Source organism: Herbaspirillum robiniae (assembly GCF_002213415.1).
GTDB classification, from domain to species: domain Bacteria; phylum Pseudomonadota; class Gammaproteobacteria; order Burkholderiales; family Burkholderiaceae_D; genus Herbaspirillum; species Herbaspirillum robiniae.
In genome coordinates this window covers 277,235-300,813 of sequence record NZ_NJGU01000005.1, presented here as the reverse complement: position 1 = coordinate 300,813, position 23,579 = coordinate 277,235, and the positions used below count along the sequence as shown (strand labels likewise).

At 59.8% G+C, this 23,579-nt stretch carries 22 protein-coding genes and 1 tRNA gene; 18 read left to right on the top strand and 5 right to left on the bottom strand.

Annotation, left to right across the window (positions count from 1 at the left end; genetic code table 11):
* Window positions 1–261: 261 nt before the first annotated feature.
* From CEJ42_RS10695 to CEJ42_RS10660, 8 genes are all read left to right on the top strand, one after another.
* A complete protein-coding gene (locus CEJ42_RS10695) occupies window positions 262–1,470 on the top strand; it encodes a cation:proton antiporter (RefSeq protein ID WP_079216614.1) in 1,209 nt (402 codons plus the stop codon).
* Window positions 1,467–2,711, top strand: coding sequence for a YbdK family carboxylate-amine ligase (locus CEJ42_RS10690; RefSeq protein ID WP_237772539.1), 1,245 nt, complete (start codon window positions 1,467–1,469; stop codon window positions 2,709–2,711). Before CEJ42_RS10695 ends, CEJ42_RS10690 begins: the two co-directional genes overlap by 4 nt.
* A gap of 210 nt (window positions 2,712–2,921) precedes the next feature.
* A complete protein-coding gene (locus CEJ42_RS10685) occupies window positions 2,922–4,127 on the top strand; it encodes a BaiN/RdsA family NAD(P)/FAD-dependent oxidoreductase (RefSeq protein WP_088751030.1) in 1,206 nt (401 codons plus the stop codon).
* Between the two features lie 178 nt (window positions 4,128–4,305).
* The gene (gene rpsU, locus CEJ42_RS10680; RefSeq protein WP_006462949.1) at window positions 4,306–4,518 is read left to right on the top strand and encodes a 30S ribosomal protein S21; all 213 of its coding nucleotides are present in this window, start codon (window positions 4,306–4,308) and stop codon (window positions 4,516–4,518) included.
* Between the two features lie 340 nt (window positions 4,519–4,858).
* The gene (locus CEJ42_RS10675; RefSeq protein ID WP_079216610.1) at window positions 4,859–5,305 is read left to right on the top strand and encodes a GatB/YqeY domain-containing protein; all 447 of its coding nucleotides are present in this window, start codon (window positions 4,859–4,861) and stop codon (window positions 5,303–5,305) included.
* 40 nt (window positions 5,306–5,345) lie between these two features.
* Window positions 5,346–7,148 (top strand): DNA primase, encoded by a 1,803-nt coding sequence (gene dnaG / locus CEJ42_RS10670; RefSeq protein ID WP_079216608.1) that lies wholly within the window; start codon window positions 5,346–5,348, stop codon window positions 7,146–7,148.
* 489 nt (window positions 7,149–7,637) lie between these two features.
* The gene (gene rpoD, locus CEJ42_RS10665) at window positions 7,638–10,226 is read left to right on the top strand and encodes an RNA polymerase sigma factor RpoD (RefSeq protein WP_079216606.1); all 2,589 of its coding nucleotides are present in this window, start codon (window positions 7,638–7,640) and stop codon (window positions 10,224–10,226) included.
* A gap of 56 nt (window positions 10,227–10,282) precedes the next feature.
* Window positions 10,283–10,361: transfer RNA gene (locus tag CEJ42_RS10660), tRNA-Ile, on the top strand.
* Between the two features lie 72 nt (window positions 10,362–10,433).
* On the opposite strand, the gene CEJ42_RS24475 is transcribed toward CEJ42_RS10660, so the two are convergent.
* Complete coding sequence (locus tag CEJ42_RS24475) at window positions 10,434–10,862, bottom strand: helix-turn-helix domain-containing protein (protein WP_420840756.1); 429 nt, start codon at window positions 10,860–10,862, stop codon at window positions 10,434–10,436.
* Between the two features lie 115 nt (window positions 10,863–10,977).
* Between CEJ42_RS24475 and CEJ42_RS25425 the strand changes: the two genes are divergently transcribed.
* Entirely contained in the window at window positions 10,978–11,193 is a 216-nt protein-coding gene (locus tag CEJ42_RS25425) for a bacterial type II and III secretion system family protein (protein WP_088751028.1), read from the top strand.
* Between the two features lie 13 nt (window positions 11,194–11,206).
* Here CEJ42_RS25425 and CEJ42_RS24470 read toward each other — a convergent pair whose 3' ends face one another.
* Both CEJ42_RS24470 and CEJ42_RS10650 read right to left on the bottom strand, forming a co-directional pair.
* Window positions 11,207–11,413: a hypothetical protein gene (locus CEJ42_RS24470; RefSeq protein ID WP_129587697.1), complete on the bottom strand. Its 207-nt coding sequence runs from the start codon at window positions 11,411–11,413 to the stop codon at window positions 11,207–11,209.
* A 124-nt stretch (window positions 11,414–11,537) separates the two neighbouring features.
* On the bottom strand, window positions 11,538–12,176 hold the full coding sequence (locus tag CEJ42_RS10650; protein WP_088751026.1) for a hypothetical protein: 639 nt from the start codon (window positions 12,174–12,176) through the stop codon (window positions 11,538–11,540).
* Window positions 12,177–12,594: 418 nt separating this feature from the next.
* Between CEJ42_RS10650 and CEJ42_RS25010 the strand changes: the two genes are divergently transcribed.
* The 7 genes from CEJ42_RS25010 (at window position 12,595) to CEJ42_RS10630 (ending at window position 18,672) form a co-directional block, all read left to right on the top strand.
* Window positions 12,595–12,738 (top strand): hypothetical protein, encoded by a 144-nt coding sequence (locus tag CEJ42_RS25010; protein ID WP_165774418.1) that lies wholly within the window; start codon window positions 12,595–12,597, stop codon window positions 12,736–12,738.
* A 31-nt stretch (window positions 12,739–12,769) separates the two neighbouring features.
* On the top strand, window positions 12,770–13,075 hold the full coding sequence (locus tag CEJ42_RS10645) for a helix-turn-helix transcriptional regulator (RefSeq protein WP_088751024.1): 306 nt from the start codon (window positions 12,770–12,772) through the stop codon (window positions 13,073–13,075).
* Window positions 13,068–13,916, top strand: coding sequence for a reverse transcriptase family protein (locus CEJ42_RS10640; protein ID WP_243397839.1), 849 nt, complete (start codon window positions 13,068–13,070; stop codon window positions 13,914–13,916). The genes CEJ42_RS10645 and CEJ42_RS10640 overlap by 8 nt, the downstream gene beginning before the upstream one ends.
* Before the next feature lie 85 nt (window positions 13,917–14,001).
* Window positions 14,002–14,199: a hypothetical protein gene (locus CEJ42_RS24465; protein ID WP_129587696.1), complete on the top strand. Its 198-nt coding sequence runs from the start codon at window positions 14,002–14,004 to the stop codon at window positions 14,197–14,199.
* 3 nt (window positions 14,200–14,202) lie between these two features.
* A complete protein-coding gene (locus CEJ42_RS24460; RefSeq protein WP_129587695.1) occupies window positions 14,203–14,979 on the top strand; it encodes a hypothetical protein in 777 nt (258 codons plus the stop codon).
* 564 nt (window positions 14,980–15,543) lie between these two features.
* A complete protein-coding gene (locus tag CEJ42_RS10635; RefSeq protein ID WP_088751022.1) occupies window positions 15,544–16,860 on the top strand; it encodes a glycosyltransferase family 9 protein in 1,317 nt (438 codons plus the stop codon).
* A gap of 306 nt (window positions 16,861–17,166) precedes the next feature.
* Window positions 17,167–18,672, top strand: coding sequence for a DASS family sodium-coupled anion symporter (locus CEJ42_RS10630; protein ID WP_088751164.1), 1,506 nt, complete (start codon window positions 17,167–17,169; stop codon window positions 18,670–18,672).
* Window positions 18,673–18,752: 80 nt separating this feature from the next.
* On the opposite strand, the gene adhP is transcribed toward CEJ42_RS10630, so the two are convergent.
* On the bottom strand, window positions 18,753–19,778 hold the full coding sequence (adhP, locus tag CEJ42_RS10625; protein ID WP_088751020.1) for an alcohol dehydrogenase AdhP: 1,026 nt from the start codon (window positions 19,776–19,778) through the stop codon (window positions 18,753–18,755).
* Between the two features lie 192 nt (window positions 19,779–19,970).
* The gene (locus tag CEJ42_RS10620) at window positions 19,971–20,729 is read right to left on the bottom strand and encodes a DeoR/GlpR family DNA-binding transcription regulator (RefSeq protein ID WP_079219197.1); all 759 of its coding nucleotides are present in this window, start codon (window positions 20,727–20,729) and stop codon (window positions 19,971–19,973) included.
* A gap of 158 nt (window positions 20,730–20,887) precedes the next feature.
* Between CEJ42_RS10620 and glpD the strand changes: the two genes are divergently transcribed.
* Window positions 20,888–22,444 (top strand): glycerol-3-phosphate dehydrogenase, encoded by a 1,557-nt coding sequence (gene glpD, locus CEJ42_RS10615; protein ID WP_088751018.1) that lies wholly within the window; start codon window positions 20,888–20,890, stop codon window positions 22,442–22,444.
* 46 nt (window positions 22,445–22,490) lie between these two features.
* On the top strand, window positions 22,491–23,579 hold the full coding sequence (locus CEJ42_RS10610) for an ABC transporter ATP-binding protein (protein ID WP_088751016.1): 1,089 nt from the start codon (window positions 22,491–22,493) through the stop codon (window positions 23,577–23,579).

Below are 23,579 nucleotides of genomic sequence, written 5' to 3'. Positions count from 1 at the left end.
GCGCAGCGGATAAACTTCAAACCGAAAAACATCAAACGAAGAAAATCAATTATTCCGTTGTAATATAAAAAAGATCATCGCGACGAGCAGCATCATCGGCTAGGCTCCATCAGCCAGCACCGACATCATCGGGCAAGCATCCATCGACACGTCGAACGGCTTACCGGCGCTCTCGCGATCCGCGCAGTGCATGCAGTGTGGTCCTGTCCATGCGATGCGGCGCGGTTTCAACAATCCGAATCATTGTTCTCAGGAGGAGATATGGAGTGGGCTCTTCCGTCTTTCACCCTCGCACAGTCGCTGCAATGGAATGCCTTGCTGGTATTCGGCGGCTTGTTGCTGTTCGGGCTGATCGCGGGTTACGTAGTTTCCAAGTCGCCCTGGGTGCCGCGCATCACCGGCTATCTGCTGGTGGGTTTCGTGCTCGGCGCCGGCGGCCTCAACCTGCTGTCAGGTGAAGTACTCAAGGTCACCAACGTCTTTGCCGACATCGCCGTCGCGCTGGTGGTCTACCAGCTCGGGCGCTATGTCGACATCGGCTGGCTGCGCCGTGAAAAATGGCTGCTGATCACGGTCGCCACGTCGGCGGTATTGTGCTTCGGCTTCGTCAGCGCCGCGCTCACGTGGTTCGGCACCGATCCGGTGATGGCCCTGCTGGGCGGCGTGATGGCGATTGCCACCGCGCCGGCGGTGGTGCTGGTGGTGCTCCGCGACCTGAAGGCCGAGGGCCAGGTCACGCGTCGCCTGGCGGCCATGACCGCGCTGAACAACTTCGTCGCCGTGCTGGCCGCCTACGCGCTGCTGCCGGTGATCGCCCATGAGGCCGGCACGCCGGTCTGGACGCTGATCCAGCACACGCTGTATTCGCTGGTCGGCTCGGCCGTGCTGGCCTACCTGACCTATTGGCTGATGATGCCGCTGGCGCGGCTGCTGGGGCGCGAGAGCAGTTCGCAGTTCGTGCTGGTGATCTCGGTGATCGCGCTGGCCATCGGCGTGGCGCATGCGCTGCATTTGCCGGTGATGCTGACCATGCTGATCTTCGCCATCCTGTCGAAGAACCTGGATCGCCAGTTCGATTTGATGGAGCTGGAGTTCGGCGTCGCCAACGAATTGTTCGTGGTGATGCTGTTCGTCACCGTGGGCGCATCGATGCGCCTGTCGGACCTGACCATCCTCGGCTTCTCGGTGCTGATCCTGATCGCCGCGCGGTTCCTGGCGATGGCTTGCGGGGTCTTCCTGTTCGCGCGTTTCGCGCGCATGAACTGGCGCCAGGCCGGGCTGCTGACATTGGGAACCCTGCCCATGACCGAAGTGGGCGTGGGATTGATGCAGACGGTGTCGTCGTTGTACCCGCACACCACGGCCAACGTGCTGCCGCTGTTGGCGGGCACGCTGATCGTGCTGGAGTTCCTGGGCCCGGTGGCGACTCAGTTTGCGCTGATCAAATCTGGAGAGAGTGGACGCGAATGAATACCGAGACACTGATCCGAAACGACGCGGAGGGCGCAGCCACGGCTGCGGCTGCGCCGCAAGAGCACGCGGCCGGTCCGCAGACCAGCGCCGGCATCCTGCCGTTCAGCTCGTCGACGCCTTTCACCATGGGCATCGAGCTTGAGCTGCAGCTGGTCAACCGCCGCAACTACAACCTGGCCAGCGATGCGGTCGACCTGCTGAACTGGATCGAGCCGCGCGATCTGCAAAAGCAGATCAAGCTGGAGATGACGCAGGGTATGATCGAGCTCAACTCCGGCATCCACACCCGCGTGGACGAACTGATCGAAGAGCTCAAGGGCCTGCGCGCCGCGCTCAACAAGGGCGCGCAATATCTGAACATCGACGTCTCCGGCGGCGGCGCGCATCCGTTCCAGCACTGGAACGAGCAGCGCATCACGCCCAGCGAGCGTTTCCACTACCTGCACGAGAAGTACGGCTACCTGGCCAAGACCTTCACCGTGTTCGGCCAGCATATCCACATCGGCGTGCCCAATGGCGACGACGCGCTGTACCTGACGCACGCCTTCTCGCGTTACGTGCCGCATTTCATCGCGCTGTCGGCGGCCTCGCCGTTCTACCAGGGCGCCGACACCAAGTTCGATTCCTCGCGCAGCAACGTGGTGCGCGCCTTTCCGCTGTCGGGCACGGCGCCGGTGCATACGCGCTGGGCCGAGTTCGAGACCTATTACGACGAGCTGATCCAGATGGGCATCGTCGCCAGCATGAAGGACTTCTACTGGGACATCCGTCCCAAGCCCGAGTACGGCACCGTGGAAATCCGCGTCTGCGACACGCCGCTGACCATCGAGCACGCCGCCCACCTGGGCGCCTACGCGCAGCTGCTGGCGCGCTGGGTGCTGACCGAGCGTCCGTTCGTGATCGGCGACGATTTCTACCTGCTCTACCAGTACAACCGCTTCGAGGCCAGCCGCTTCGGCTTGAACGGAATGCTGGCGCTGCACGGCGCCACGCCGTCGGAGTCGCGCAAGCTGCCCATCTTCGAGCACCTGCTGCAGCAACTGCAACTGCTGGAACCCTATGTGCAGAACGAGGCGGAGCAGCAGACCGTGCAGCGCCTGCGCCGCATCGCGCATGACCGCCTGTCCGACGCCGGCTGGCTGCGCCAGATGTTCGCCCAGCGCGGTTCGCTCAACGACATGATGCGGCTGTCTTCCGAGCTGTGGATGGGCGTGGAGCCGCCGCCGTATTTCCAGTAGGTCTTGCCCGCACCGGGCGCGCGATTGCAGAGCGCGTGTCCGGGCAAGGCGAGAGGGCAGGGGCCGGCATCGAGAGATGCCGGCCTTTGTCTTTTCCACAGCCGCACACGTGTTTTTGCCTTGTGCGGTCGAATCGCGGACAATCACGGCTTTGCAATCGCGCTTTTGACGCGCGCTCGGGCCGCATCCGAGATGTCAGCCGGAGGAATGATGAGCAGCACCCAACAGCAATTCGATGTAGCCGTGATCGGCGCCGGCGCCGCCGGCATGATGTGCGCGGCCGTGGCCGGCCAGCGCGGGCGGCGGGTGGTGCTGATCGATCATGCGGCCAAGCTGGCCGAAAAGATCCGCATCTCCGGCGGCGGGCGCTGCAACTTCACCAACGTCGGCGCCGGGCCGCAGAACTATCTGTCCCAGAATCCGCATTTCTGCCGCAGCGCCTTGTCGCGCTATACGCCGCAGGATTTCATCGCCCTGGTCAAGCGCCATCGCATTGCCTTCCACGAGAAGCACAAGGGCCAGCTGTTCTGCGACGATTCGTCGGAAGACATCATCGCCATGCTCAAGGCCGAGTGCGATGCCGGCAACGTCGCCTGGCGCATGCCTTGCGCCGTGGAGTCGATCGGCAAGAGCGGCGAGCTGTTTCGCATCGACACCGCCGCCGGCGAGATACTGGCCTCCAGCGTGGTGATCGCCACCGGCGGCCTGTCCATCCCCAAGATCGGCGCCACCGACTTCGCCTACCGCGTCGCGCGCCAGTTCGACCTGAAGCTGGTGGCCACCAATCCCGGCCTGGTGCCGCTGACCTTCGACGGCAGGCATTGGGAGCCTTTCACCGAGCTGGCCGGGCTGGCGCTGCCGGTGGCAGTCGAGACCGGCCAGAAGAAGGAGCGCGGCCATTTCCTGGAAGACCTGCTGTTTACCCACCGCGGCCTGTCCGGCCCGGCCATCCTGCAGATCTCTAGCTACTGGAAGCTGAGCACGCCGCTGACCCTGAACCTGGTGCCGGAACTGGATGTGGCCGAGGCCCTGATCGAGGGCAAGGGCACGCTGAAGAAGAACCTCGGCAACCTGCTGGCGCAATGGCTGCCGGGGCGGCTGGCCGAGGGCTGGCTCAAGGTCAACGGCGTCGACGCCGGCGCGCGCATCGCCGACATGCCCGACAAGTCCCTGCGCCGGCTGGGCGATTCGCTCAACCGCTGGGTGATCCTGCCCAGCGGTTCGGAAGGCTACCGCAAGGCCGAAGTGACGCTGGGCGGCGTGGATACGCGCGAGCTGTCGCAGCAGACCATGATGGCGACCAAGGCGCCGGGCCTGCACTTCATCGGCGAGGCGGTCGACGTCACCGGCTGGCTGGGCGGCTATAATTTCCAGTGGGCCTGGGCTTCCGGCGTGGCGGCGGGATTGGCTGTCTGACAAGAATTCGACGGCAGTTCATGGAGTGTCTCAGCTTGTCCTCGCTAAGCGATTGATTTTTATCCGGATTTTTGACGTCCGGTGGAAAAAATGCTACGTTTGGCCTTCCAATCGGGGCTTCGGTCTGATAGAATCGCTTTCTTTGCTAATCCAGCCTAACCTTTTTGGTTTGAATTAAATGACCACTATTCGTGTTAAAGAAAACGAGCCGTTCGAAGTCGCAATGCGCCGCTTCAAGCGCACCATTGAAAAGACTGGTCTGCTGACCGAACTGCGCGCACGCGAGTTTTATGAAAAGCCGACCGCTGAGCGCAAGCGCAAGCTGGCCGCTGCTGTGAAGCGTCACTACAAGCGCATCCGCAGCCAACAGCTGCCGAAGAAGCTGTACTAAGAATTTCTCGCCGCGCGCTCGTGCGGCTGATGTGCAAACCCGCTCCGGTGTTGGTCCGCAGCGGGTTTTCGCATTTTCGTCGAAATCGTTTTTGCCGGCGCCGGGATGTCTGCGCCGCCCCGCCTGGATTTTCCGGGGCGCGGCCGCATATGTATCAAGCGGGGGCAAGCGAGGTACTGGCGATAAGCACATCTATGTTCTACGATCTTAAGGATCGGCAACATCGGCATTCCTGTATTGTCGCCGCGCCGTCCTGCCGCTTTGCCGCTTGTCCGGCCATGGCGGGCGAAGGCGCCGGCGGCACGCCAGAACGACATCCACCTCATCTTCGGAGCACCTAATGGGTTTGAAAGAGCAAATCACGGAAGACATGAAGGCCGCCATGCGCGCCAAGGACACCGGCAAGCTGGGCACCATCCGTCTGCTGACGGCCGCGATGAAGCAAAAGGAAGTTGATGAGCGCGTCGAGCTGACCGACGCCCTGGTGCTGGCCATCATCGACAAGATGGTCAAGCAGCGCAAGGATTCCATTTCCCAGTTCGAAGCCGGTGGTCGCCAGGACCTGGCCGACATTGAGAAGGCCGAGCTGGTCGTGCTGGAAGCCTACATGCCTGCAGGCCTGTCGGAAGACGAAATCAAGGCCGAAGTGCAGGCCGCCGTGGCCGCCACCGGCGCCGCAGGTCCCCAGGACATGGGCAAGGTGATGGGCGTGTTGAAGCCCAAGCTGGCCGGCCGTGCGGACATGACCGCGGTGTCGGCGCTGGTCAAGGCCGCGCTGGCTTCCTGATCCGTCTTCCCGCTTTCGCGCACCGGACTGTTTCGCCAAGGTGATTCCACAGTCATTCATCCAGGATCTCCTGAACCGCGTCGACATCGTCGACGTGGTGGGCCGCTTCGTGCAGTTGAAGAAGGGCGGCGCCAACTTCATGGGCCTGTGCCCCTTCCACAACGAAAAATCCCCCAGCTTCACCGTCAGCCCGACCAAGCAGTTCTATCACTGCTTCGGCTGCGGCGCGCACGGCACCGCGATCAGCTTCCTGATCGAGTATTCCGGCATGGGCTTCGTGGAGGCCGTCAAGGATCTGGCCCAGGGCGTGGGCATGGTGGTGCCCGAGCGCGAAGACAACATTCCCCTGGCCCAGCGCCAGGAAAAGCAGGCCAAGAGCATGGCGCTGTCCGACGTCATGTCGCGCGCCAACGATTTCTACCGGGCGCAGCTGCGCTCGGCGCAGCCGGCCATCGGTTATCTCAAGGGACGCGGCCTGACCGGCGAGATCGCCGCGCGTTTCGGGCTCGGCTATTCGCCTGATGAGTGGGACAGTCTGCGCGAAGTGTTTCCGGAGTACGAGAACGAGGCCCTGGTCGAATCAGGCCTGGTGATCGACAAGAGCGAAGAAGAGAGCGGAGCCGGCGGCCGCCGCAAGCGCTACGACCGTTTCCGCGGCCGCGTGATGTTCCCCATCCGCAATACCAAGGGCCAGGTCATCGGTTTCGGCGGTCGCGTGATGGACGGCGGCGAGCCCAAGTACTTGAACTCGCCGGAAACGCCGTTATTTCAGAAGGGTAGCGAGCTGTACGGGCTGTTCGAAGCGCGACAGGCGATCCGTGAGGCCGGTTACGCGCTGGTGACCGAAGGTTACATGGACGTGGTGGCGCTGGCGCAGCTGGGCTTCCCGCAGGCCGTGGCCACGCTGGGCACAGCCTGCACGCCGGTGCATGTGCAAAAGCTGCTGCGCCAGACCGACCAGGTGATCTTCAGCTTCGACGGCGACAACGCCGGCCGCCGCGCCGCGCGCCGCGCGCTGGAGGCCTGCCTGCCGCACGCCTCGGACAACAAGACCATCAAGTTCCTGTTCCTGCCCAAGGAGCACGACCCCGACAGCTATGTGCGCGAAATGGGCGCGCCGGCGTTCGAGGAGCAGATCCGCGAAGCGCTGCCGCTGTCGCAGTTCCTGCTGCGCGAGATCATCGGCGAGAACGACCTGCGCACGCCCGAGGGTCGCGCGCACGCGCAGTTCGCGGCCAAGCCGATGCTGCAGGCCTTGCCGGCTTCTTCGCTGCGATTGCAGATCGTGCGCAGCGTGGCGCAGGCCACGCAGTCAACCCCGGCCGAGATCGAAGCATTATTCGAACTGGAAAAGCCGGTCGCGCGCCTCAGGGCCGCGCCGCCGCGCGCCAAGCGCACCGCGCCGGCCGGTCTGGAGCGGCAGATCATGCGGCTGCTGGTGGCTCATCCGCAGCTGTCCGCGGATCTTGACGCCGAAGCGCTGCAGGCGGTCGCCAGCATCGCGCCGGACCGCGCCGAGATGCTGAGCTTCCTGGTGGGCGCGGCGCAAAGCATGGGCGAGCAGGCCAATTTCGCCAGCCTGGTCGAGCACCTGCGCGAGGCCGGGCCCGAGTTCGATTCGATGATCGCCGAGATCGCGTCCGAGTCGGAATCCGAATTCGACGTGGTGCGCGCCGAAATGGCCGGCGCCATACGCCAGAGCAAGATTCGCGCGATCGAGGAGGAGATGCAGGTCCTGGTGGCCTCCAATCTCCGTACCGAGGAGGAGCGCAACCGCTACCGTGAGCTGATGCAGAGCAAGGAAGTGCTCAAGCGCCAGCCCGGCGCGGCGATGGCGGGATGATCACTGCGCCGTCCTGTCGGAGGGCGGCGCATCAGGAAGGACGGGGCGGGCTGGCGCGGCATGAAGGCGGCGGCCGGTCCCGGAGGATGCGGGAAATGGTCGGAAATCGGCGGAAACGGTAAAGCGGCGCAAATTGCTGTTATTTACCCGCCCGATAGGCGTCGTTGGCGACTTGATCGGGAAGAAAAGGGCCTTATCTGTGCTATACTATAGGGCTTTAGTTCCGTCGGATGGCTCTTGCATCCTCAACCTGGCGGCTCATGCATCACGCCTCGCAACGCAGCGGGGCAGCGATGCCGGCAAGCGGCGCAACCGCAGGCCGGATCCGGAATGGCGTAACTGCCCGTCTTCCGCGATTGAGGGCCGCATAGGCAAAAAGGAACGTTGCGCGTGCAGCCGGAGTCTACCGGGTAAGCCGGTGCCGGAGTTGCATCATTAGCATGACTTGATTGGCGCAATGAGTGGATATCTCAATTGGCAGTTGATTCTATGGCAAATGCAATGAAGAAACCCGCAAAAACACCAGCAGCGTCCGCAAAGAGCACCAGCAGCACGAAGACGGCAACGGCGGTAAAATCGACCGCCATTGCCAAACCACCCAGGGCGTCAGCCGCCAAACCTGCTGCAGTCAAGACGACTGCAACCACGGCCAAAGCCGTAAAAGCGGTAGACAGGACCGCGGCGGCCAAGACTGCAGCAGTAAAGACTGCATCAGCAGCGACGCCCAACAAAGCGGTAGCCAAGGCGGCTCCCGCCAAGCCGGCCCGCGCCGCAGCGCCCCAGGCGACTGCAACGCCAGCCAAAAAGTTACCTCAAGCCGCCGAAAAAGCGGTTTCTGTGAAATCGAAGACTTCCGTGACCACCAAGAAACCCGAAACCAAGACAGCCAAGACGACCAAAGCAGCAGCGGTCGAAGGCAAAGACGTCAGCGCGACCGCATCGTCGAGCGTAAGCCAAACCACTGATGCCGCTGCGCTGGCAGCCATCGACACGTCGGGCTATGTCCTGCCGTCCGTCAAGGTGCCGGGCCGCCGTGGCCGCAAACCCAAGGAATTCCAGCCCGAGAGCGAAGAAGTCGCAGCGCTCAACGCCGTCGAACGCGCCGAACTGAAGGCCGTCGACAAGGCCAAGGCCAAGGACCGCAAGGCCAAGGAAAAGGCCCTGCTGAAGGACGCCTTCTCCTCCGACACCGAGGCCAGCGAAGAAGAGCTGGAGCGTCGTCGCCAGAAGCTCAAGACCCTGATCAAGCTGGGCAAGGAGCGCGGTTTCCTGACCTTCTCCGAAATCAACGACCACCTGCCGGAAAACATCGTCGATCCGGAAGCCATCGAAGGCATCATCGGCACCTTCAGCGACATGGGCATCTCGGTCTACGAGCACGCCCCTGACGCCGAAACCCTGCTGCTGTCGGACAACGTGGCCAACGTGGCCAGCGACGACGACGCCGAAGCCGCGGCCGAAGCCGCGCTGTCGACCGTCGACTCCGACTTCGGCCGCACCACCGACCCGGTCCGCATGTACATGCGTGAAATGGGCTCGGTCGAGCTGCTGACCCGCGAAGGCGAAATCGAAATCGCCAAGCGCATCGAAGACGGCCTCAAGGACATGATCCAGGCCATCTCCGCCTGCCCGACCACGATCGCCGAGATCCTGGCCGCGGCCGACCGCATCTCCAAGGACGAGATCAAGGTCGACGAAATCGTCGACGGCCTGGTCGACCCCAACGAAAGCGAACAGCAGGTTGAAGCCGCTTCCGACTCCGACGAATCGGACGAGGACGAAGAGGAAGAAGAAGACGAAGAGGAAGAAGACGAAGGCGAGAGCAACAGCTCGGGCGCCGCCGGCTTCTCCGCCGAGCAGCTGGAGCAGCTCAAGCGCGACGCGCTGGGCAAGTTCGGCGTCATCGCCACCCAGTTCGAGAACATGCGCAAGGCCTTCGAGAAGGAAGGCTACAACTCCAAGCCCTACGTCAAGGCGCAGGAGATCATCTCCAACGAGCTGCTGGGCATCCGCTTCACCGCCAAGATCGTCGAGAAGCTGTGCGACACGCTGCGCGCGCAGGTGGACGAAGTGCGCCAGGTCGAACGCCAGATCCTGGACGTTGCCGTCAACAAGTGCAACATGCCGCGCACCCACTTCATCAAGGTCTTCCCCGGCAATGAAGTGAACCTGGACTGGGTCGACGGCGAAGTCGCCGCCAACCACGACTACAGCGCCGTGCTGAGCCGCAACGTGCCGGCCATCAAGGAACTGCAGCAGAAACTGATCGACCTGCAGGCGCGCGTCGTGCTGCCGCTGCAGGACCTGCGCGCCATCAACAAGAAGATGGGCGCCGGCGAGAAGAAGGCGCGCATGGCCAAGCGTGAAATGACCGAGGCCAACCTGCGTCTGGTGATCTCGATCGCCAAGAAGTACACCAACCGCGGCCTGCAGTTCCTGGACCTGATCCAGGAAGGCAACATCGGCCTGATGAAGGCGGTGGACAAGTTCGAATACCGTCGCGGCTACAAGTTCTCGACCTACGCGACCTGGTGGATCCGTCAGGCCATCACCCGCTCCATCGCCGACCAGGCGCGCACCATCCGTATTCCGGTGCACATGATCGAGACCATCAACAAGATGAACCGCATCTCGCGCCAGATCCTGCAGGAAACCGGCGCCGAGCCGGATCCGGCAACGCTGGCGATCAAGATGGAAATGCCGGAAGACAAGATCCGCAAGATCATGAAGATCGCCAAGGAGCCGATCTCCATGGAAACGCCGATCGGCGACGACGACGATTCGCACCTGGGCGACTTCATCGAAGACAACAACACGCTGGCCCCGGCCGACGCGGCGTTGCACGCTTCGATGCGCGGCGTGGTCAAGGACATCCTGGACTCGCTGACCCCGCGCGAAGCGAAGGTCCTGCGCATGCGCTTCGGCATCGAAATGTCGACCGACCACACGCTGGAAGAAGTCGGCAAGCAGTTCGACGTCACCCGCGAACGTATCCGCCAGATCGAGGCGAAGGCGCTGCGCAAGCTGCGCCACCCATCGCGCTCCGACAAGCTGAAGAGCTTCCTCGAAGGAAATTGATCCAACGGGTGTCAGAACCAGCCGGCGAGGATGTTAAAATCGCCGGCTGATTTTTTGGCCCCCTAGCTCATGCTTGGTTAGAGCAGCGGACTCATAATCCGTTGGTGCCGTGTTCGACTCACGGGGGGGCCACCAGTATCTAAAAGGGATTCCGAGAAATCGGAGTCCCTTTTTTTATGCTGAGGTTCAACCGAAGGTCAACGCAGATTATTTGTCGGCAAATAAAGATGGCGCTTTTCGACGTTGAGTTTTATCGCGGCATGGATGTGGTAGATCTGTTGATTTGCTCGCAGATTTGACCCTCTCCATTTGACCCACCTTCCACTCTCGTCCGAATGCCGCCACGCGGTCATAGGAGCCCTCGTAGCCGAGGGTTCTCAAGTCGAGAAACATCTGTTTAAGCGTTTTGCGTTGCTTGCGTGACTTTGCGGATTCTGAGACTAGCCAGGCTGAGAGCTTGGGGGCGTATTCATCAAGCGAACTCGCTGATTGCCTGCTGGCGTAGGAGGGCTCGGCCGCTTCGGATCGAATGTAGCGGCGAACAGTATTTCGGGAGATGTCTAGCCTGCGGGCTATCTCCCTGATCGAGACGCGATCTCTGATGTACCAGCGCCGAATGATTCCAAGTAATACCACGTCTATCACTCCGATCTCCTGCTCGCTGTCTTGAGCAGGATTGTGTCTTAAACGTGGGTCAACTTTGGATGCAATTTATGGGGTTAAGTGGGTCAGTTTTGGATGCAATTCAACAGTGAACGGTAGCCCGACGTTGAATAAGCGTGAGGTTCAGACGAACGTGTCCTTGTCGGATGGCGAGATTATTGTCTTGGGTGGACTAGCTGAAAATAAGGAGACCTATGGGAGAACTGGATTCTCCTTTTTGCCATCTTTTTTTCGATCTAATAATAGCGAGACATCCAGATCGGAAATCCTGCTTGTGTTGCAGCTAACGAAAGTGGCTCAGTAAAGAAAACCGTAAACTATTTTGAGCCGTCGACAGGTTTTTGCGTTTCTACGGATGTTTTCGCAGCAAGCGCTCGTGCTTGGGCTTCTTCTGATTCCTTCACGAAGCACGCTACCTTGTACCAGTAGATGCCCTCTATATCTCCGCTTTCTTGTTGAAGGCGTTCGAAAGTCCGGTATGCGTGGGAAAGATCCACTTCGCCATTAAGAATGGTTTTTGCCATGGTCGATAGATGCGTCGAAGGGACTGGGTCAAAGTTGGCGATCATTAACGAATAAGATACGCATTTTTAACGCAGGCTCTGCGGTCAACAGGCCTGATATTTCTGCCGCAGAGCAATGCTAGGCTTATAACGCGAAGATCCACTTACCGTCGTCATTCAGTAATGTCCTGCTCAGATCTTTTCCAGATTTTTGCAATGAACGACGAATCTCGGGAAATGCGTCACTTATGTCTTTTCCTTTGGCCCAGTCATTAGGCGTGATAGTCAGTTGATAGGTGACTACTGCTTTTTTTCGCCCGTCAGCCGTTTTGCCTTCATCTGTTTTCTTGATGCTGATCAATTTTTGAGTGGCAAAACACAGCTCAGGGCGAGTCACGTGTTTTAGACCTGACATGGTCACGATGTCACTTTCTCGGTTGCCGAAGTATTTGGCGCCAAGTTCGGTGAGGTCAAAGTTGATCATTTCAACTTTGCCTTGAGCGGCTCCTGCCTTTATGACTTTCGCCACCTTACTTCGTTTTACTACCCCGGCCTTCTCTAAAGCGAGCATCTGCGCGGGTACATCTTCATTCATTATCGACGTCACCGAAGGCGACAGCGAGCCAGGAGAGACGGTGATCGGGAACGTCCCGATAAACGTGCAAGCTTCCTTGTTCTCCGCGAAATGCTGAGTGATCTTGTCAGCCGGCGAACCAGCGTTCGCAGATTGCGTGACTGACAGAACGGTGGCTGCAGCGACTAGCGTAACAACGTGACATTTCATGTATGTATCCCCCAGGCAATAAGGGTGAATCGTAGCAGATCATCGAAATGCGTAGGAGAGCTCATCACTTACCGATCGTGAAATACGTAAATCTGCATATTTATTTCGCTATTAGCGAAATAAATATTGCATTTTCAAAACGATTTTCGTAGTATTCGTGTTGAGGTTAGCAAAGTACAACCGTTGTTATGTGGACCGCGATCGCGGTTCGTGGAGCTGCGTTTTGGCTCTATTTCGTTTTCAGCGCATGCCGCTCATCCTGCGATGTCATGATGATCAATATGCCGCCGAAGGCGAGCATGTTCGGGACGACCCCGAACATGCATTACGGGTAAGAGAGGAGAACCTGCCGTTAGCTTTGCTTGGTTATGGACGACGGTCATCGACATCCTGTTGATGGCATAACCAAGGAGATCACATGCGTGACCTTAAAACCTCCCAGCGGCAGGGGCGAGTACGTAAGAAGAGTTCGTGGTTCAAGCGTCCAGGCACTTTCAAGGCAGCAGCTTTTGTTTTGAATTTAATTAGCTTGGTCGTCCGCCTTATCGACCACTTCAAATGAGCTCGCACCTCTCTTATTTTTAAGGACTATCATGTTGAACCGAGCCCTTCGGTTGCTCAGAACCTATCATCAGTTGAAGCAAATTGAGTTGGCTAAGCAGCTTGGCGTCTCCAATTCCTATCTGAGTGAAATCGAAAAAGGCGTGAAGGCGCCAGGAATGGATTTACTCGAAAAATATTCCCAGCTCTTTAAGATGCCTGTGTCATCTATCTTGCTTTTTTCAGAGCAGATGAGCAACGAACGACGTCCCAGTGAAAAATTGCGTGTAGCCGCGGCAGACAAAATTCTGAGGTTACTTGAGTGGATTGATGAGAAGGACGCTTTGTCACATGGCTAAAGTGCGTTACTCGTTAAATCAATCGCCTCTCTATGGTTTGCTAGGGAAAGGCAAATTAGCGGAGCTTCTAGGCATCGACCTAGATTGTTTGGATAGATTACTCAATCCTAAAAGTTATCGTGTGTGGATGACTGAAACTGGCCGTGAGATTCAGCAACCGATTGGGTGGCTGGAGAGTGTGCACAAAAGAATCAGTGACTTGTTATCTCGGATAGATCTTCCAGAGTATGTCTTTTCTCAAAAAGGTCGCTCGTATGTAGATAACGCTCGTCAGCATATAGGCCCTCATCTACTCGCCAAAACCGACATTTCAAAGTTCTATCCTAGTACCACGCACTACATGGTTTGGAATATGTTCGTGACTGAATTTCGTTGTGCGAAGGATGTGGCTGGGATTTTGGCAGACATTTGCTGCTATAAGCAGCATCTCCCAACTGGGAGCCCGTTAGGCGGGAGAGTTGCCTTTTTTGCTGCGCTGCCAATGTTTGACGAGATCGCAAGACTTGCCTCCTCGGCTGGAAATAGAATGACACTTTATGTAGATGATGTCACGGTGTCAGGCCCAGGGGCGACGAAGGAGTTTTTAGCCAAAGTTCGCGGTGTTATAAGGCGGCATGGCTTTAAGACGAAGGAGAAAAAGTCCAAAACGTTCGCACCATACTCTGCAAAAACGGTTACAGGAGTTATTGTTTCCAACGAGCAAGTTCTCTTGCCTAATTCAAGGCATAAGAAAATATGGACATTAAAGCAAGAAATTCGAACGGCTAATAAGGATGAGCGGGCGAAGATGCTACGCGCTTTGAAAGGGCGTGAAAGCGAAGCCAGAATTATTGCTCGCTAGATTTGATTGAAGTGTCTGTATTTCAGTTTTCAATGCGACAACATAACGTCGCAAATTAATTGTTTTATGTCATAGTAGAGGCATCATGAAAGCTCTGAAATCACAACTTGCAAAGGAAGTGCTGGCTAATCCTCAGGGAAAGGCTCAGTTGCGCCACTTTTTGGAAGATAAATCAGAGCGGCTCGCTGATAACGGTAGATATTCGAGCATCGCCATCGAGATCACAGTACCTGGCGGTAAATCTATTACCGTTAGACCTCGCGTCGTAGCAAAAGCCGCCTAATTTATGAATTTGGCGTTGCCTGCATTAGTTGTATTCCTCATTCTCCTGCCAGGTTTTTTATTCCGTTCTAGATTCAAGCATGTTGAATTAACTTCGCTTGATTATTCTCCTTTCGGCGAGGTTGTTGTTGAAGCGACAACTTGGGCCGCAATTTTGCATGCCATTTGGATAGCTGGCGCGGCCTTTTTCTTCGAAAACTATTTTGATATCGGGATACTGTTAAAACTTATCTCCGCACATCAAGCAAGTCAGGCTGATGCCATAAAAGAGATTTCGGGGAAAGCCGATCAAGTAGAGGTGTACTTTGCTTCGATCATATTCGGTGCTTATGTCATTCCAACTGTTTTGCGATGGGGCATCAAGGAATTAAGACTTGATCGAATTGATTCATTCGCGGCTCGATATTTCCGATTTCATAAAGCACCTTGGTACTATCTTCTTACCGGAGCTGATTTTTCGGAAGAGGAACAGCCGGACTTCATTTACATTTCTGCGATAGTTGATGTGGCAGGGGATGCTGTTCTTTATAAAGGCATCTTGGACGAGTTTTTCGTGAATGCAGATGGTGTGCTAGATCGATTAATCTTGCAGGATGTATCTCGACGGCCAATTGGCGCCGATAAGTCCGCAGAAACCGCTGACGGACTGGCGAGCGCTGATTCTTCCGCTACTGCTTCGGCTGCTCTGCCACAGAGCCGGTTTTATCCTGTTGATGGTGATTACTTTGTTTTGCGTTATAGCGAAGCGATCACACTAAACATCCAGTATATAAAACTATAGATCTTTCCATTGCCGATTTGCGACATGGGTCAACAAAGGTTCAACCGTGTAGTGACCTAACGCTTTCCTAAAGTGCCCTGAGTCCTTCTAATCGCCCATATTGCTAGGCATAGTTGTTCAATGTTGCCCATCGCGAGGGACTCATAATCCGTTGGTGCCGTGTTCGACTCACGGGGGGGCCACCAGTACCAGTAAGGGATTCCGAGAGATCGGAGTCCCTTTTTTCTTTTGGACTGAGTCGACAAAGAGGCAACGGTGACCTGACCAAGTCGCGGTGCCATGAAACCCTTGAGATATCATTGCAAACTTGTGCAAAGAGAAGCGGGGATCTTCGAGACAGTGCGAGCAGCGGGCGCCATCAAATGGCATGCCGCGATGACCGCCTTCGGAGTCCAATGAATGTTGGGGCAAAAATGGAGAGGGGAAATTCTGCAAGAAAATTGACGACTGGCTGAAATCAAGACCATTGTCGAGTGCTGCAGGAATTCGCACGCCGCAATGAACAGCATTTCGTCACGTCAATACGAATCGGTTGTTCAGATCAAGCAGATATCTTGGTGAGAAATGGGAAAAACATTCAAGCAGACGCTGCGCGAATATAACTGGGAACAGAATTTCCTGGTGAAACGATGGAAATTGCGCATGCGTTATGCGCTGATGGGGTTGCTCAAATATGTCTTGCGGCCCAGAAAAGAACAATATGATTTGTCATCGGTAAAGAAAGTCCTGATTGTCAGAAATGATCGTATTGGCGACATGATTGCCACCACGGCGCTGATCAGGAATCTGTCCAGATGTGGTTATGCGGTCTATGTGTCCTCCAGGAAGCCCTCCCTGGATATCATTGAGTACAACCCGCATGTCAGCGGCACGTTCGCCTATGACGACAGCAGCCTGAATGCGTGGCTCCACTCGATCAGAGAAGTCCGGAAGCACACGTTCGATCTGGCGGTAGATGTCAGATGTAATCGCTTCGTCGATCTCAAGAACATTGCTTTTTGCTCGTATATCAAGACGCCGATTCTGGCCGGCTTCAATAAGAGTGATCTCGCCACATTCAATTTTTCTATTCCCTATTATTCGCCTGAGAGTCATGTCACCGTCCAGCTGCGCACCTTGCTGGATCAGCTGCACGTGACGCCGGATGACCTGCACTACGAACTGTTTGTCAGCGACGAGATCAGGAAGAAGGCCTCGTCGTTCCTGCAGTCCCTGGATAATCCAGAGGGGAAGAAGATCGCCGTCTTCAACCCCTTTGGCAGCGTTGCCGCACGCTTTCTGTCGGACGAGCAGATCGGGATTGTGTGCCGGCTGCTGAGCAGCCGATACCATGTCGTGCTGATCGGCGAAAAGGAACGAACCCGGCATGTGCAGGCTTCGGAGCACGCCTCTCTCTTCGACTCGCAAAGCGTGCTGGACGTCATACCGCTCATCGAGCTGGCGGATATCGTGGTGTCGGTCGATACCGCCATCGTGCACATGGCGACGTGCTATCAGAAGAACACCATCGCCTTCTATATCAACACGGTGCCCGTTGCCCCGGTCAGCACCAGCATCAAGGTCGTGCGGTCTCACGAAATGTTCTTGTTGAACAGCAAGTTTCAGGATTATTTCCAGGACAAGAAGTACATCACCAGGGCAGCGCCTGACCGGACCATCCCCGTCAACCACCTGGTCTGGGCGCCCAACAATCCGCACGCGCAACAGATCGTGTTCGACAGCGAGCCGATACGGGATGTGGAGTCCGCATTGTTCGAGGCCGAGGTCGCGCAAGCCCTGAAGACCATCCATGAAGGGGCGAAGAAGTCCTGCCCGCAATCCGACGAGGGTAATGGCCAGGAGACCGTCGTTCCTTGTGCGGCAGCGGAGTCCCGGATATAAAAAGCTCCGGTGGGTGATCTGTACGGATCCGGGAGTGAGAAGAGTCCTGCCGATTCCCTGTTCTGTGTGGCCTGTATGACGCTCGTATAAACTGCGTACACCGAGGGGTGATTTCCTGCCGGATTTCTCCTGTCGATGCGGCGAAACGCACGTCCGCCCCAACAAAAAATCCGCATTCCCCGGCACAGATCAAGTCCACCCCATTCAGATCCTTCATCCGCGGTACAGCTGGCTATACTGAAGCCGGGGATGCTCTGCGGCAATGCCGATGGCGCCCCGCCATTCAATTGCTACCGGGATGTCTTCATGCTCGCCAAACTCAAAGCGACCTTCCTCTACTTCAACGACGCCGTTCCCTTCCGCCTGGTTCCTGCGCTGATCACTACGGCAGTACTGATCCTGCTGCTGCTCGCGCCCTGTCCGCAGGGGCTCGATCCCAAGGCGTGGAGCCTGGTGGCGATCTTCCTGACCACCATCGTGGCCATCATCCTCAAGGTGATGCCCATCGGAGTGATGGCGATGATGGCCATCGTCATCGTCTCGCTGTCGCAGGTGACGTCGAACTCATCGAAGGGGGCGATCGCCGATGCGCTGGCCAGTTTCTCCAATCCGCTGATCTGGCTGATCGTGGTCGCCATCCTGATTTCGCGCGGACTGAAGAAGACCGGGCTGGGCAAGCGCGTCGGGCTGATGTTCATTGCGCTCCTGGGCCGGCGCACCATCGGCATCGGCTACGGACTGGCCATCTGCGAGCTGGTGCTGGCGCCGTTCACGCCCAGCAATACCGCGCGCGGCGGCGGCATCGTGCATCCGATCATGAAGTCGATCGCCAATGCCTTCGATTCGGATCCGGCCAAGGGTACGCAAGGCAAGGTGGGCAGCTATCTGGCGCTGGTCAACTACCACGCGAATCCGATCACTTCGGCCATGTTCCTGACCGCGACCGCGCCCAACCCGCTGGTGGTGAACTACGTCGCCAAGGCGACCGGCCACGCGCTGCAGTTGTCGTGGACCACCTGGGCGCTGTGCATGCTGCTGCCGGGGCTGGTGTGCCTGCTGGCGATGCCGTTGGTGATCTACCTGCTGTCTCCTCCCGAGTTGAAGGCCACGCCCGACGCGATAGGCTACGCGCGCGGCGAGCTGGAGAAGATGGGCGCGCTGGGCGCCAGCGAGAAGGTGATGCTGGGCACCTTCGCCCTGCTCCTGCTGCTGTGGGCCAATGTGCCGGCGATGCTGCTGGGCGCGGCCTTCACGCTGGATCCGACGGTGGTGGCCTTCGTCGGCCTGTTCGTGCTGATCATCACCGGCACCATCGACTGGGATGATGTGCTCTCCGAAAAGAGCGCCTGGGATACGCTGGTGTGGTTCGGCGCGCTGGTGATGCTGGCCGAGCAGCTGAACAAGACCGGCGTGGTCGCCTGGTTCTCCGACGCCATGAAGGGCGCCATCGTCGCCAGCGGAATGGGATGGTTTTCGGTGGCGGCGGTGCTGTTGCTGGTGTTCGTGCTGTCGCACTATTTCTTCGCCAGCACCACCGCGCACATCAGCGCCATGCTGCTGGCCTTCCTCACCGTCGGCGCGCAGCTCCTGCCGCCGCAATACGTGACGCCGTTCATGCTGATGATGACTGCCGGCTCGGCCGTGATGATGACGCTGACCCACTATGCCACCGGTACCTCGCCGATCATTTTCGGCAGCGGTTACGTCTCGATGGGGAAGTGGTGGGGCGTCGGGCTGGTGATGGCAGCGTTCGAGCTGCTGGTGTTCGCCACCGTGGGCATGCTGTGGTGGAAGCTGCTGGGCTTCTGGTGAGGCACAGGCGGGGCGATGCCGTTACCGTATGAAAAAGGGAGGCGATGCCTCCCTTTTTCATGTGTTGCCGGATGCGCTATTCAGCTCAGGTCGAGCACGATGCGGCCATCGATCCTGCCCTGTTCCATGCGCGCGAAGATGGCGTTGATGTTATCCAGCCGGTCCCAGCTGAAATGCGCGGCGACCTTGCCCTCGGCGGCGAAGGCCAGTGATTCTTCCAGGTCTTGCCGGGTGCCGACGATGGAGCCGCGCACGGTGATGCGTTTCAATACGGTGTTGAACACCGGCAGCGTGATGTCGCCGGGCGGCAGGCCGACCAGCGCCATCGTGCCTCGCGCGCGCAGGAAGCCGAAGGCCTGTTCCATTGCCTTGGGCGACACCGCCGTCACCAGCGCGCCATGCGCGCCGCCGACGATGCGCTGGACATCGGCCACGGCGTTGGCGTTGCGGCCGTCGACCACCATGTCGGCGCCGAGTTTTTTGGCCAGCGCCAGCTTGTCTTCATGGATGTCGGCCGCCACCACGTGCATGCCCATGGCCTTGGCGTATTGCACGGCCATGTGGCCCAGGCCGCCGATGCCGGAGATCACCACCCACTCGCCGGGCCTGACCTCGGTTTCCTTCAGGCCCTTGTAGACGGTGACGCCGGCGCACAGCACCGGCGCGGCTGCGCCGAATTCCAGCGCGGCCGGCAGGACGCCGACGTAATCCGGATCGGCCAGGCCGTATTGCGCGAAGCTGCCGTTGACCGAGTAGCCGGTGTTCTGCTGGTCGGCGCACAGCGTCTCCCAGCCGGTGCGGCAGGGCTGGCAGCAGCCGCAGGCGGTGTGCAGCCAGGGCACGCCCACGCGGTCGCCTTCCTTGATGCGCTTCACGCCGGCGCCCAGCGCGGCGACGTAGCCCACGCCTTCGTGGCCGGGGATGAACGGGGGATTGGGTTTGACCGGCCAGTCGCCGTGCGCGGCGTGCAGGTCGGTGTGGCATACGCCGCTGGCTTCGAACTTCACCAGGATCTGGCCCGGGCCGGGTGTGGGCACCGGCACTTCTTCGATGGAGAGGGGCTTGCCGAATTCGCGGACGACCGCCGCTTTCATGGTTTGCGTCATGTGCGCTCCTTGAGGGGAATTCAAAAAGAGACGCGGGACAGCGGCGGCGTGGAATCATTGTTCCCGCCGCAGAGATTCGCTTGCCCGCCGGTTCACTATCCTCCGCGGGGAGGCGTGCGTAAATCGGCGATTGCGGCGGGTTTGATCCACATCGTGAATCGGGTGGAAATAGGCCGAGACGATGCCCCGGCCTTACTTGGCTAGCACCACCTCGACATCGGTCTCGGCCAGCAGCTTGGCCAGTTCCGGTGGCGGCGGCGCGTCGGTGAACAGCACGTCGATCTGCGACAGGTGCGCCATCTTCACCAGCGCCTGGCGGCCGAACTTGCTGGAATCCGCCACCAGCCAGACCTGGCGCGACTGCTCGATGATGGTTTGCGCGACCTTGACCTCGCGTGCATCGAAGTCGCGCAGCACGCCGTCCATCTCGATGCTGGAAATCCCGATGATGCCGATGTCGACCTTGAACTGGCGGATGAAATCGATGGTCGCCTCGCCGACGATGCCGCGGTCGCGCGCGCGCACCACGCCGCCGGCGATGATCACTTCGGACTCCGCATTGCTGGCCAGCATGCTGGCCACGTTGAGGTTGTTGGTGACCACGTGCAGGTTCTTGTGCCGGTGCAGGGCCTGCGCGACTTCTTCGGTGGTGGTGCCGAGGTTGAGGATCAGCGAGCAGCCGTCCGGCACGCGCGAGGCCACGGCGCGGCCGATGCGCCGCTTGGCGTCGGCGTTCATCACCTGGCGTTGCGGGTAGGCGATGTTTTCGGTCGAGGAGAGCAGCCCCACGCCGCCGTGATAGCGCGCCAGCAGCTTGGCGTCGACCATGGCCTTGACGTCGCGGCGCACCGTCTGCGTGGTGACGTTGAGCTGTTGCGCAAGCTCTTCCACGGAGATGGTGATGTGCTTGCGGACGCATTCCAGCAGGGTTTGTTGCCGTGGATTGAGCATCATGGTCGATAAAAGTTATCAGAGATGAACATTTAAAAACATAAACGAACTGAAAACAACAAATAATTGTTGATTATTTTTCGCGTTGTCGCGTATCGTACTGAAAAAATTAGCAGCACATGAGAAATGGCTGTGGTCAAAAAGCGGAGACAACGCGAATGGCGCTCGAATACGATCTTCTGGTGGTCGGCGGTGGCATCAACGGCGCGGGCATCGCACGCGATGCCGCGGGCCGCGGCTTGCGCGTGATCCTGTGCGAGCAGCACGATCTGGCGCAGCACACCTCGTCGGCCAGCACCAAGCTGATCCACGGCGGCCTGCGCTATCTCGAGTACTACGAATTCAAGCTGGTGCGCAAGGCGCTGCAGGAGCGCGAAGTGCTGCTGCGCGCCGCGCCGCACATCATCTGGCCCTTGCGCTTCGTCATGCCGCACGACGCCAACCAGCGTCCGGCATGGATGATCCGCGCCGGGCTGCTGATGTACGACTACCTGGCCAAGCGCGAAATCCTTCCCGCATCGCACGGCCTGAACCTGCGCGAGCACGCCGCCGGCAAGCCGCTCAAGGGCGGTTACCGCAAGGGCTTCGTCTATTCCGACGGCTGGGTCGACGACGCGCGCCTGGTCAGCCTCAATGCGCTGGACGCCCACGAACGCGGGGCCCGCATCCTCACGCGCACCCGCTGCGTGAGCGCGCGCCGCGACGGCGACCGCTGGCACGCCGTGCTGGAGAGCGAGGCCGACGGCCGCACGCAAGTCATCGAGGTGCGCGCGCGCGCCATCGTCAACGCCGCCGGTCCCTGGGCCGCGCGTTTTGCCGAGGCGGTGCCGGGCGCGAAGAAGAGTTACGGCCTGCGCCTGATCAAGGGCAGCCACATCGTCGTCAAGCGGCTGTTCGATCATCCGTACGCCTACATCTTCCAGAACCCGGACAAGCGCATCATCTTCGCCATTCCCTACCAGGATGACTTCACGCTGATCGGCACCACCGACCTCGAATACCACGGCGACGCCGGCAAGGTGGAGATCAGCGCCGAGGAAGTGGCCTACCTGTGCCAGATGGCCAACCGCTATTTCACGCGCCAGATCTCGGCGCAGGATGTGGTGTGGACCTACTCCGGCGTGCGCCCGCTGCTCGACGACAGTTCCGAGAACGCCTCCGCCGTCACGCGCGATTACCTGCTCGAGCTCGACGACGCGGGCGCCCCCATGCTCAACGTCTGGGGCGGCAAGATCACCACCTACCGCAAGCTGGCCGAGGAAGCGATGGCCATGCTCTCGCCCGGCCTGGGCGTGCAAACGCAGTCGTGGACGGCCGGCGCGCCGTTGCCGGGCGGCGACCTGCAGCAGGCCGGCGAGCTGGTGGGGCGTTACGACTTCGACGGTTTCCTGCGCGACTTCCGCGCGCGTCATCCCTGGTTGCCTGACGCGCTGGCCAGGCGCTATGCGCGCAGCTACGGCGCGCGCGCCGAACGGCTGCTGGCCGGCGCCCAGGACCTGGCGGCGTTGGGCGAAGAGCTGGCCCCGGGCCTCTTCGAAGCCGAAGCGCGCTACCTCGCCGACACCGAATGGGCGCGCGGCGCCGACGACATCCTCTGGCGCCGCAGCAAGCTGGGCCTGTACTGCGGGCCGCAGCACGTGGCCCGGCTGGAAGCCTGGCTGGCGCAGCACGCGCAGGCCGGCGCGCATGGCAATACGCAAGGCACCCACGCCTAGCCTTTGTAGTCGCAAGCAATCATCAGAAAAGCAGCAAGGAGACAGTGTGACCCTGGAACTGAAACAAGTGGTCAAGACGGTCGGTGCCGAGACGCACCTGTACCCGCTTGACCTGACGCTGGCGGCGGGCGGCATCAACGTGCTGCTGGGCCCGACCCAGGCCGGCAAGACTTCGCTCATGCGCATCATCGCCGGGCTCGACAAGCCCACCGGCGGCCGCATCCTGGTGGACGGCAAGGATGTCACCGGCGTGGGCGTGCGCGAGCGCAACCTGGCCATGGTGTACCAGCAGTTCATCAATTATCCCGGCCTCTCGGTGTACGAAAACATCGCTTCGCCGCTGCGCCTGCAGAAGACGCCGCAGCAGGAGATCCACCAGCGCGTGACCGAGATCGCCGAGAAGCTGCACATCTCGCACCTGCTGCAGCGCCTGCCGGGCGAACTCTCGGGTGGCCAGCAGCAGCGCACCGCGCTGGCGCGCGCGCTGATCAAGCGCGCGCCGCTGGTGCTGCTGGACGAGCCGCTGGTCAACCTCGACTACAAACTGCGCGAGGAGTTGCGCAGCGAGCTGATCTCGCTGTTCGCCGCCGGCGACACCACCGTGGTCTACGCCACCACAGAACCGCAGGAGGCGCTGCTGCTGGGCGGCCACACCGCCGTGATGCACGAGGGCCGGCTGCTGCAGTTCGCGCCGACGCTGCAGCTGTTCAATGCGCCGGCGTCGACGCAGGTCGCCGCGATCTTCAACGATCCGCCGATGAACCTGCTGGACGCCACCGCCAGCTCCGCCGATGCGCTGCGCCTGGAAGACGGCAGCGTGCTGGAGATCGCCGGACGCGGCCTGAGCTTGTCGCCGGGGCAGCGCTGCAAGGTCGGCATCCGCTGCAACGACGTGCGCCTGCAGGCGCTGGCCGGCGTCGGCGTGAGCCTGTCTTGCCGCCTGGTGCTGGCCGAGCTGAGCGGATCCGAAACCTATATGCACCTGCGCCATGGCGACGTGCCGCTGGTGGCGCAGCTGCCCGGCGTGCACGAGTTCGAGATCGGCAGCACGGTCAAGGTCAGCATCGGCGCGGCGCAGGTATTTTTGTTCGACACAGAGGGCCGCCTGCTGAGCGCCCCGACGGAGACGCATTGA